This is a genomic window from Actinoplanes sp. NPDC051343, from assembly GCF_044455125.1.
Lineage (GTDB): Bacteria > Actinomycetota > Actinomycetes > Mycobacteriales > Micromonosporaceae > Actinoplanes.
Genome location: NZ_JBITEL010000015.1, coordinates 247125 through 257799 on the forward strand (window position 1 = coordinate 247125; position 10675 = coordinate 257799).

Consider the following 10675-nt stretch of genomic DNA (forward strand, 5'->3'; position numbering starts at 1 on the left):
GTCAATACGAGTTGGTCTTACATACCGCCCGGGTTGGCGTACGAGTGCAGGCCCGAGAAGAACAGGTTGATGCCGAACAGGTTCATCAGCATGGTCGCGAAGCCGAACAGCGCGATCCACGTCGCCACCGTCCGCTTGACGCTCGGAGTGGACCGGGCATGCAGGTAGGCCGCGTAGACCACCCACGAGATGAACGCCCAGACCTCCTTGGGGTCCCAGCCCCAGTAGCGGCCCCAGGACGCCTCGGCCCACAGCGGTCCGGCGATCAGCGCACCGAAGGTGAACAGCGGAAACGCGAACGCGTGCAGCCGGAAGGTCAGCCGCTCGAGCATCACCGCGGCCGGGATGTTGCGGCCCAGGGAGTACGGGAACCTGCGCTTGCCCTCGTCGTACCCGTTGCGGATGAGGAACATCGACGCCGGCACCGCACCGACCAGGAAGATGCCGGAGGCGAGGATGACCGTCGAGACGTGGATGACGAACCAGTAGGAATGCAGGGCCGGCACCAGCGGGCCGACCGGGGTGTAGGCCACCATGCCGGCCGCGCCCAGCAGCACGACCAGGCCGAGCGTGGCGAAGAGGCCGAGGTGGCGGACGGCCGGCCGGCGCAGCACGATGCCCGCCCAGACCACCGATCCGACGAAGGTGGCCGAGAGGATGTACTCGTACATGTTGCCCCAGGGCATGCGGTCGGCCGCGATGCCTCGGGTGGCGAGCGCGCCCAGATGGAGCGCGACCGCCAGCAGGTTGATGCCGACCGCGGTCCGGCCGACCAGCTCACCGAGGTTGCGGCCCGGCGGCGGCAGGTCGTCGGCCGGCGGCAACACATCGGCCTGGGGGTGGTCGGCCACCGGGGCACCGGCTCCCACGAGCGCACGCGCCGGGCGGACCGCGGCGCGACCGATGCGGCTGCGCTTGCCGAACGCGTACTCCCCCGCGTAACACACCATCGCGACCAGGTAGGCCAGGACGGCGAGCGCCATCAGGTGGTTGGACAGCTCCGCCATCAGGGTGTCCCTTCCTCGGCGGCCTTCACGAGAGCCTTGAACTCGTCGGAGAAACCGGGATAGTCGGTGCGGGGCAGGCCACCCGACGTCAACAAGGTACCGCCGCCGGACTCCGCGGGACCTGGCAGGGCGCGGAACCAGACCCGGCGCCGGTGCATGGACAGCGAGAGCATCAGCCCGATCAGTCCGAGAACCGCCCCGACCAGCACCATCTGCTGGGTCGGGTCGTAGCGGATGGTCAGCGTCGCGAACGGCTGGATGCCGACGAACTCCAGCTTGGTGCCGTCGTCCAGCGTCCAGCTCTGGCCGACCTTCAGCTCGTGCGGGCGCTGGCCGCTGATGTTCTTGAGGTCGCCGGAGGTGATCTGAGCCTGGTTGAGCGAGTAGATCGAGCCCGGGGTGCCGACGTCGAGCCCGAGATCGCCGCGGTAGGCGGTGAGGAACAGCGCGGGGTCGTCGGCCGCCGGGAACGCCGAGGTGGCGCTGCCGTCCTTGGCAACCGTGGGCAGGAACCGCCCCTCGAAGCCGAGCTGCAGGCCGGAGTCGCGTTTGTCGGTCTTGGGATCGATGTTGATGTCCGGGAACTGGATCGCGCCCTCGGCGGTCTGGTTCTGATCGATCGGCAGGAACGCGGCGACCTTGGTCTGCGAGACGCCGAAACGGTCGGTGTAGCGCACCACCGGCGCGTACCCGTGGCCGAGCAGGTGCACGTTGGCGTGGTGCAGCCGCAGGGTGTGGTTGACCGTGAACTTGTGCTGGACCCAGGGACCGTCGCCCTCCTGGGCGAGCACGGTCGCCTCGAACGTCTTCGGCTCGCCGGTGCTCTGGTAGGTGGCGGTGAAGTCGGTCAGCTTGAGGCAGAAGCGCGGCAGGTCGGAGGGGTCGATGCGGGGCCCGAGCGTGGAGTCGTCGTACTGCGCGACCGTGTTGCAGAAGCCCTGGTCGCCGCCGACGAGGATGCGGTCGCCGTGCCAGCCGTACCAGTGCCCGAAGCCCACCCCGATCAGCACCGCGAGCAGCGCGAAGTGGAACATCAGGTTGCCGGCCTCCTTGAGGAAGCCCTTCTCGGCCGCCACCGTGAAGCCGCCGCCGGCCTGCTCGCGGACCTTGGTGCGGAACCGGCGCCGGCGCATCAGCCGGGCCACGGCCTCGGCCACCTCGGCCGGATCCTCCGGCCGCACGGCCTCGGGGGCACGTTGCGGCAGGCGGTCGAAACGCTTGGGTGCCTCCGGCGGGACGGTACGCAAGGCGCGTACGAGATCGAGCAGACGTGGGATCACGCAGCCGATCAGCGACGTGAAGAGCAGCAGATAAATGGCCGCGAACCACGGCGAACCGTAGACCTCGAACCCGCCCAGCCGCTGCAGCCAGGGCGCCAGCTGAGGGTGGGCGGTGTAGTACTGATCGACCCGTTCCGGGCTGACCGCCCGCTGCGGGAAGACCGAGCCGGGGATGGCCGCGACGGCGAGCAGGAAGAGCAGCACCAGCGCCGTACGCATGCTGGTCAGCTGACGCCACGAGTTACGCAGCAGCGCCCACAGCCGGTTGATGCGGCGCGGCGGCGGCGCGGCCGACGGCGCCTCGCGCTCCTCGACGATCGTCACAGCAGCGATCCTCCGGTGAAGTCGAGACTCGTCTTCAGCCAGATCAGGAAGTGACCCCATCCACCGGTGACCAGCGCGACGCCGACCAGGATGAGCAGCACCCCGCCGATCCGGGTCACCCAGCGGCTGTTGCGCCGGACCGCCCGGAAGACCCCGAGCAGCTTGCGGAAGAAGAGTCCGAACAGGACGAACGGTACGCCCAGGCCCAGGCAGTAGGCGAGCACCAGGACGACCGCGCGGCCGGTCTCGCCGCTGGTCGCGGCCAGGCTGAGCACCGCGCTGAGGGTCGGGCCGGTGCACGGCACCCAGGAGAGCGCGAAGATGCCGCCGAAGATCGGGGCGCCGATCAGACCGGCGGCCGGCAGCTTGCTGATGCGGGCCTCGCGCTGCAGACCCGGGATCCAGCCCAGGTAGCCGAGACCGAGCACGATGACGAGCACACCGAGCGTCACGTCGAGTGCCCGCTCGTGCGTGCGCAGGGTGACGCCGATGCCGACGACGGTGACCGCCAGCAGGGTATAGACGATCGCGATGCCGAGCACGAACAGCGACGTGCCGGCCAGGATGCGACCGCGCACGCGGGCGGCCGACCGGGTCTGCACGGCCACCGCGCCGTCCTCGACCGGCTGGCCGTCGACGGGCCTGGTGTTGTCGAGGTCGGAGCCGGCCAGGCCGGTCACGTACGACAGGTAGCCGGGCACCAGCGGGAGCACGCACGGCGACAGGATGCTGACCAGCCCGGCCAGGGCGGCGAAGACCATCGCCAGCAGCAGCGGGCCGCTGCTGGCCGTGGAGTGGAAGTAGCCGCCCATCAGCCGTTGGCCTCCGCTGCCACCCTCTGCACCATCGGCAGGAGCTGGGTGTAGACGGTCGCGTCCCGGATCGCGTACGCGATGCGGCCCTGCCGGTCGAGGACCAGCGTCTGCGGCGTGGCCACCTGGGTGACGTCGAACTGCAGCGCCACCTTGCCGTCGGAGTCGTAGATGCTCGGATAGGTCGCCCGGCCGCGGACGAACGCCTTGGCCGCGTCCTTGTCGTCACGCGAGTCGATGCCGAGGAAGGCGACACCCTTCGACTTCGTCTCCTGGTAGGTCTTCTCGAGGTCGTCGGCCTCGGCCCGGCACGGCGCGCACCAGGAACCCCAGAAGTTGACCACCACGACCTTGCCCTTGTCGCCGGCCAGGTCATAGGAGGTGCCGTCGAGCAGCTGGCCCTTGACGTCCTTCTTGATCGGCGTCCGCCGGCCGGGCGCGCACTCGACGACCGTGTCCTTGGTCGTGCACTTCTTGGCCCAGTTCTCGCTGCCGCAGCCGGCCAGCACGCCGGTCGCGAGCGCGGCGGTGGTCAGCACGGCGGCGAGGCGGCGCATCGTCAGGCTCCCTTGGCGGTCTTGGCCGAGGCGGAGAGCGCGACCAGGTGGGCCGCGGGCTCGGAGTAGTCGATGCCGACGACCTTCGCGCCCTCGAACCGGAACGAGGTCAGGCTGGCCAGGCCGCACTGCCGGCGGCGCGGGTCGTGCCAGAGGCGCTTCTTTTCCACGTAGCGGCGCAGCGTCCAGATCGGCAGCTGGTGCGACACGCAGACCGCCTCGTGCCCCTCGGCCGCCACCCGGGCCGCCTGGAGCGCGGCGAACATGCGCCCGGCGATCGCCAGGTAGGCCTCGCCCCAGGACGGGGTGACCGGGTCGCGCAGCACCCACCAGTGCCGGGGGTTGGTCAGCGCGCCGTCGCCGACCGACACGCGCTTGCCCTCGAAGTAGTTCGAGCTCTCGATCAGCCGGGTGTCGGTGGCGATGTCGAGCTTGAACTCGGCCGCCAGCGGCTCGGCGGTCTCCTGGGCGCGGTCCAGCGGGCTCGCGACCACGTGGGTCACGTCGCGCCCGGCCAGCGCCTCGGCGGCCGCCTTGGCCATCTGCCGGCCCAGCTCGGAGAGGTGGAAGTCGGGCAAGCGGCCATAAAGGACCTTGCTGGGGTTGTAGACCTCGCCGTGCCGCATCACGTGCACGGTCGTTGTGGTCAGTTCACTCACTGCGCTTGTGCTCCCCCGCTGCTGCCGCCGCCCTGGCCGCGTGCGGCAGAGCGTCGGCGATGTGTTCCAGAGCCTCGTCGTCGAGTGCCGTCGAGACGAACCACGACTCGAACGCGCTCGGCGGCAGATAGACACCGCGCGAGAGCATCTCGTGGAAGAACGCCTTGAACGCCGCCGGGTCCTGGGTTTTGGCCGAGTCGTAGTCGACCACGTCCACGGCGGTGAAGAAGATCGAGAACATGTTGCCCGCGTACGACAGGCGGTGGGTCACGCCGGCCGTGTTCAGCGCGTCGGAGGCGAGCGCGCCGACGGTCGCCGACAGCGCGTCGAGGCGTTTGTAGACGTTCTCGTCGGCCAGCCGCAGCGAGGCGAGACCGGCCGCGCAGGCCAGCGGGTTTCCCGACAGGGTGCCGGCCTGATAGACCGGGCCGGCCGGGGCGAGCCTCGACATGATCTCGCGACGCCCGCCGAACGCGGCCGCGGGCAGCCCGCCGCCCATCACCTTGCCGAAGGTGAACAGGTCGGCGTCGACCGGGTCGAGCCCGGCCCAGCCGCCGGCCGAGACGCGGAAGCCGGTCATCACCTCGTCGACGATCAGCAGCGCGCCGTGTGCGTGGGCGATCTCGGCCAGCCGCTGGTTGAAGCCCTCACGGGGGGCGACCACGCCCATGTTGCCGGCCGCCGCCTCGGTGATGACCGCCGCGATCTCCCCGCCGCCGGCCGCGAACACCGCCTCGACCGCCGAGATGTCGTTGTAGGGCACCACCAGGGTCTCGGAGGCTGCCGCGCCGGTCACGCCGGGCGAGTCGGGCAGGCCCAGCGTGGCGACGCCCGAGCCGGCCGCGGCCAGCAGCGCGTCGACGTGGCCGTGGTAGCAGCCGGCGAACTTCACGATCTTGGGGCGGCCGGTGTAGCCGCGGGCCAGCCGGATCGCGGTCATCGTCGCCTCGGTGCCGGAGTTGACCAGGCGAACCTCGTCGACCGGGGTGCGCCGCACGATCTCCTCGGCCAGGTCGACCTCGCCGAGGGTCGGGGTGCCGAAGCTGGTGCCCCGGGCGGCCGCGGCCTGCACCGCGGCGATGATCTCGGGGTGCGCGTGGCCGTGGATCAGCGGGCCCCACGAGCAGACCAGGTCGACGTAGCGCCGGCCGTCGGCGTCGGTCATCCAGGCGCCGGAGCCGTGGGCCATGAATCGGGGCGTGCCCCCGACCGCTCGGAACGCACGCACGGGTGAATTGACCCCGCCGGGCACGACGGCCAAGGCGCGGTCGAACAGGGCCTGAGAGGCCGGGGCGTCCTGCGGGTAGGGCAGGCCCTCGGCGCGGTATGAGGTGGTCACAGCAGATCCCATTCTGTCAGCGCGGTCTGGCCGGATTCTCAAGAGGGTTGTTCACGTCACCAGCGGATGTCCGGATGCGCCCGATCTCATGGTCGCCTCCTCGTTGCCCAGCGGGCCGATCCGGACCGGAGGCGATAGGCTCAAGCACGTGGAGCGACCGGAGCTGTCCATAGCGGTTCAGCGCGCCCCCGACGAGGTCGTCCTCCACCTCGCCGGGGAGATCGACGTGCTCACGGTCACCAACCTCTCGGCAATCGTCAACGAAGCCGTGGCCGCGGAGCCGCCCGCGCGCATCGTTCTCGACATGGCCGGCGTCACCTTCTGCGACTCGCAGGGCCTGGGCACGCTGGTCGTGCTCAGCCGCAAAGCCCAGCATGCCGGATCCCTCCTGGCGCTGACCAACGTCGGCGACTTCCTGATGCGGGTGCTCGACATCACCGGCCTCCGCAGCGCCCTGATGATCACCTCCACCACCTCGTGACGCGCATCCCCTGATGGTTGCGTTCACACCGATGTGAAGGCCTAGCGTCGGCCCGGACAAGTAAAGGGGCGACGCATGCTGATCGGTGAGCTGGCCGAACGGGCCGGAACGAGCGCCCGCACGCTGCGCTACTACGAGGAGCAGGGCCTGGTGCGGCCCCGGCGGGACGCCCACGGTTACCGGCAGTACGACGAAGCCGAACTCCGGGTGGTCGCCGAGATCCGGGCCCGTCTCGCGGCCGGCTTCGGGCTCTCCGACATCCGGCCGTTCGTCGAATGTCTGCGGGCCGGCAACGAGGCCGGACACGTCTGCCCCGACTCGGTAGCGGTACTGCGCCGCAAGCTCGCCGAGGTCGACGGCTATCTCGACCAGCTCACCGAGGTCCGCGACCGGCTGCGCGCCCAGCTCACCGAGGCCCAACGAGATCGCGCCCGACGAGATCGGGTTCAGCGAGATCGGGCCGTTGAGAACCGGGAGATCCGATGCCGGAAACTGCCCTGACCGTCCTCACCGACGCGACCTTCACCACCACCGTCATCGGCAACCCGAACGGCGCCCAAGAGGGCCGCGACGCCCGGGTGCCGGTCGTGGTCGACTTCTGGGCCGAATGGTGCCCGCCCTGCGGCCCGATGGCCCGCCACCTGGCCGAACTGGCCGGCGAGTTCGAGGACCGCCTGCTCATCGCCAAAATCAACGCCGACGAGAACCCGGAGACGACCCGCCTCCACCGCGTGATGTCGATGCCCACACTGCTCTTCTTCAAGCGGGGTGTGGTCGTCAACTCGCTGGTCGGACTGCGACCCAAGGCGGTGCTGCGGCAGGCCCTGAATGCGGTGCTCACCCCGTACGTCAACCGCTGAGGCCTAGTTTCCCCAGCGTGCCTTCTCCAGAAGCGCCAGCGCGACGGCGGCGGCATCGTCGCCGCCGGAGCGCAGCACCCGGGCCGCCTCGTCGACCGTGTCGGTCAGCCGCTGCCACTGCGCGTCCCGTTCGCGGGACGCGTCGCCCTGGGCCTTGAGCTGCTGGGTCTTGGTCCACAGCTCGACGAAGATCGAGACCTTGGCCCGCAGCACCCACGGGTCGAACGGCTTGGTCAGGTAGTCGACCGCGCCGACCGCATAACCGCGCAACGCGAGTTGCGCGTCGCGGTCGGCGGCGGTCAGGAACAGGATCGGGACGTGCCGCGTGCGTTCCCGCCGCTTGATGTGACTGGCCGTCTCGAAACCGTCCATGTTGGGCATCTGCGCGTCGAGCAGAATGACCGCGAAGTCGTCGGTGAGCAGCTGTTTCAGGGCCGCTTCGCCGCTCTCCACGGCGACCGCCGTCACCGGCAGCCCCTGGAGGATGGCCTCCAGGGCGAGCAGATTGTCCTTACGGTCGTCGACCAGCAAGGCCTTGGCGCGTTCCGGCACTACCGCTCCCCTCAGCCACGCTCCGGTTCGGTGGTCTCCTCGGCGTTGACCCAGCGCGCCATCAGTTCGATCAGCTCGTCCAGGTCGACCGGCTTGGTGATGTAGTCACTCGCGCCGGCCGCGAGGGCCGACTCCCGGTCACCGGGCATGGCCTTCGCGGTAAGGAAGACTACCGGTAGGTCCTGGAAGCGCTGATTGCGCCGGATGCCCCGGGTGGTCTCATAACCATCTTGATCAGGCATCATCGCGTCCATCAAGACGATGTCGACCTCCGGGTGCTCGGCCAGCAACCGTACGCCGTCCACGCCATTGTCGGCGTAGAGAACGTTCAGCCCGTGCATCTCCAGCGCGCTGGTCAGGGCGAACACGTTGCGGACGTCGTCGTCGACGATCAGCACCGTGGCCCCGTCGAGCTGCCGGCTGGCCGGGGTCACCACGTGCCCCTCGATCTCGGTGTGCTGCGTCATCGACGGAGGCAACTCCAGCAGCGGAAGGTCGAGCGGCGCCGGGGCCGACTGCACCACCACCGTGGCCGGCGGGATGCCGGCCGGGCTGATCGCGGGCACCGCATCCGGAGTCAGCGCGTCCGGCATGTAGAGCGTGAAGGTCGAGCCCTCACCCGGCCGGGACGACACCACGATCGTGCCGCCGAGCAGGGCGGCCAGGTCGCGGCTGATCGACAGGCCGAGGCCGGTGCCGCCGTACTTGCGGGTCGTGGTGCCGTCGGCCTGCTGGAACGGCTCGAAGATGATCGCCAGTTTCTCGTCGTTGATGCCGATGCCGGTGTCGGCGACCGAGAATCCGATGACCTGCCGGGCCGCGCTCAGCGCCGGCACGTCGAAGTCGGTGTTGGGCGGCGCCGCGAAGATGGTCAGCGTCACCGCGCCGGAGTCGGTGAACTTGACCGCGTTGGAGAGCAGGTTGCGCAGGATCTGCTGGAGCCGCTGCGCGTCGGTGAGGATCGAGGCGGGCAGCCCGTCGTCGACCGAGACCCGGAAGTCGAGGCCCTTGACCTGCGCCTGCGGGATGAACGCCTGCTCGACGTAGCTGCGTACGCCGTCGAAGTCGACATGGTCGGTGTCGACGTCCATCCGGCCTGCCTCGATCTTGGCGAGGTCGAGGATGTCGTCGATCAGCGAGAGCAGGTCGGAGCCGGCACTGTGGATCGTGCGGGCGAACTCGATCTGCTTCTCGCTCAGGTTGGACTCGGCGTTGTCGGCCAGCAGGCGGGCCAGCAGCAGCAACGAGTTGAGCGGGGTGCGCAGCTCGTGGCTCATGTTGGCCAGGAACTCCGACTTGTAGGCGCTCGCCCGCGACAGCTGCTGGGCCTGCTGCTCGAGGTCGAGCCGCGCCAGTTCGATCTCGCGGTTCTTGGTCTCGATGTTGGTCTTCTGCTCGCTGAGCAGCTGCGCCTTGTCCTCCAGCTCGGCATTCGTGCGCTGCAGCTCGGCCGACTGGTCCTGCATCTCGCGGGCCAGCCGCTGCGACTGGGCGAGCAGCTCCTCCGTACGCCGGTTGGCCTGGATCGTGTTGAGCGCGACCCCGATGGTGGCGACCAGGCGTTCGAGGAACGTCAGGTGCAGCCCGGAGAAGGCGGCCACCGAGGCGAACTCGATCACGCCGAGCATCTCGCCCTCGAACAGCACCGGCAGCACGACCAGGTCGTTCGGTGGCATCGACATCAGGCCGGAGCGCATGGTCAGGATGCCGTCGTGGGTGGCCCGCACCCGGATCGTGCGGCGGGACACCGCGGCCTGGCCGACCAGCCCCTCGCCCGGGCCGAAGGTGACCTCGTGGTTGCGGGCGACGTAGCCGTACGACGCGGCCAGCCGCAGCCGCATCACCGCCTGCTCGTTGTCGACCAGGAAGAACGCGCCGAGCTGGGCGTCGACCAGCGGCGTCACCTCGGTCATGATCATGCGGCAGACCTCGCCGAGGTCGCGCTGGCCCTGCAGCAGGCCGCCGATGCGGGCCAGGTTGGAGTCGAGCCAGCCCTGCTCCGCGTTGGCCTTGGTGGTCTCGCGGAGCGTGACGATCATCTGGTTGATGTTGTCCTTCAGCTCCGCGACCTCGCCCTGGGCTTCGACCGCGATGCTCTGGGTCAGGTCACCCCGGGTCACGGCGGTGGACACCTCGGCGATCGCGCGCAGCTGGATGGTAAGCGTGGAGGCGAGCTGGTTGACGTTGTCGGTGAGGTCCTGCCAGGTGCCGGAGACACCCTTGACCTGGGCCTGACCGCCGAGCTTGCCCTCGACGCCGACCTCCCGGCCGACCCGGGTGACCTCGGTGGCGAACGACGACAGCTGGTCGACCATCGTGTTGACGGTGTCCTTGAGCTCGAGGATCTCGCCCCGGGCGTCGACCGTGATCTTCTGCGACAGGTCACCCTTGGCGACCGCGGTGGTCACCGAGGCGATGTTGCGGACCTGGGCAGTCAGGTTGGACGCCATGTAGTTGACGTTGTCGGTCAGGTCACGCCACGTGCCGGCCACGCCCCGCACCTGGGCCTGACCACCGAGCTTGCCCTCCGAACCCACCTCACGGGCCACCCGGGTCACCTCGTCGGCGAACGACGACAACTGGTCGACCATGATGTTGACGGTGCTCTTGAGCTCGAGGATCTCGCCCTGCGCGTCGACCGTGATCTTCTGCGACAGGTCACCCTTGGCGACCGCGGTCGAGACGCTCGCGATGTTGCGGACCTGGGCGGTCAGGTTGGACGCCATGTAGTTGACGTTGTCGGTCAGGTCACGCCACGTGCCGGCCACGCCCCGCACCTGGGCCTGACCACCGAGCTTGCCCTC

The 10675-nt window shown here is 69.7% G+C and carries 11 protein-coding genes; 3 read left to right on the forward strand and 8 right to left on the reverse strand.

Annotation, left to right across the window (positions count from 1 at the left end):
* Window positions 1-17: 17 nt before the first annotated feature.
* From ccsB to hemL, 6 genes are read right to left on the reverse strand one after another with little or no spacing between them, the layout of a single operon-like run.
* Window positions 18-1007, reverse strand: a complete 990-nt coding sequence (gene ccsB / locus ACIA5C_RS39535) for a c-type cytochrome biogenesis protein CcsB (RefSeq protein WP_396064540.1) — start codon at window positions 1005-1007, stop codon at window positions 18-20.
* Window positions 1007-2611, reverse strand: a complete 1605-nt coding sequence (locus ACIA5C_RS39540) for a cytochrome c biogenesis protein ResB (RefSeq protein WP_396064542.1) — start codon at window positions 2609-2611, stop codon at window positions 1007-1009. Before ACIA5C_RS39540 ends, ccsB begins: the two co-directional genes overlap by 1 nt.
* Window positions 2608-3423 (reverse strand): cytochrome c biogenesis CcdA family protein, encoded by an 816-nt coding sequence (locus ACIA5C_RS39545; protein WP_396064544.1) that lies wholly within the window; start codon window positions 3421-3423, stop codon window positions 2608-2610. Before ACIA5C_RS39545 ends, ACIA5C_RS39540 begins: the two co-directional genes overlap by 4 nt.
* Window positions 3423-3986, reverse strand: a complete 564-nt coding sequence (locus tag ACIA5C_RS39550) for a TlpA disulfide reductase family protein (RefSeq protein WP_396064668.1) — start codon at window positions 3984-3986, stop codon at window positions 3423-3425. Before ACIA5C_RS39550 ends, ACIA5C_RS39545 begins: the two co-directional genes overlap by 1 nt.
* On the reverse strand, window positions 3983-4606 hold the full coding sequence (locus ACIA5C_RS39555; RefSeq protein WP_396064670.1) for a histidine phosphatase family protein: 624 nt from the start codon (window positions 4604-4606) through the stop codon (window positions 3983-3985). Before ACIA5C_RS39555 ends, ACIA5C_RS39550 begins: the two co-directional genes overlap by 4 nt.
* Window positions 4607-4631: 25 nt before the next feature.
* Complete coding sequence (gene hemL / locus ACIA5C_RS39560) at window positions 4632-5990, reverse strand: glutamate-1-semialdehyde 2,1-aminomutase (protein ID WP_396064546.1); 1359 nt, start codon at window positions 5988-5990, stop codon at window positions 4632-4634.
* 136 nt (window positions 5991-6126) lie between these two features.
* On the opposite strand from hemL, the gene ACIA5C_RS39565 reads away from it, so the two are divergent.
* From ACIA5C_RS39565 to ACIA5C_RS39575, 3 genes are all read left to right on the forward strand, one after another.
* Window positions 6127-6459 carry an STAS domain-containing protein gene (locus ACIA5C_RS39565; protein ID WP_396064548.1) on the forward strand — a complete coding sequence of 111 codons (333 nt, stop codon included), beginning with the start codon at window positions 6127-6129 and terminating at the stop codon, window positions 6457-6459.
* A gap of 75 nt (window positions 6460-6534) precedes the next feature.
* A complete protein-coding gene (locus ACIA5C_RS39570) occupies window positions 6535-6960 on the forward strand; it encodes a MerR family transcriptional regulator (protein WP_396064550.1) in 426 nt (141 codons plus the stop codon).
* The gene (locus ACIA5C_RS39575; protein ID WP_396064552.1) at window positions 6942-7319 is read left to right on the forward strand and encodes a thioredoxin family protein; all 378 of its coding nucleotides are present in this window, start codon (window positions 6942-6944) and stop codon (window positions 7317-7319) included. Before ACIA5C_RS39570 ends, ACIA5C_RS39575 begins: the two co-directional genes overlap by 19 nt.
* Before the next feature lie 3 nt (window positions 7320-7322).
* Here ACIA5C_RS39575 and ACIA5C_RS39580 read toward each other — a convergent pair whose 3' ends face one another.
* Together ACIA5C_RS39580 and ACIA5C_RS39585 are read right to left on the reverse strand one after the other, a co-directional pair.
* A complete protein-coding gene (locus ACIA5C_RS39580) occupies window positions 7323-7871 on the reverse strand; it encodes a two-component system response regulator (RefSeq protein WP_396064555.1) in 549 nt (182 codons plus the stop codon).
* A gap of 11 nt (window positions 7872-7882) precedes the next feature.
* On the reverse strand, window positions 7883-10675 hold a 2793-nt coding region (locus ACIA5C_RS39585; RefSeq protein WP_396064557.1), incomplete at its 5' end, for a HAMP domain-containing protein.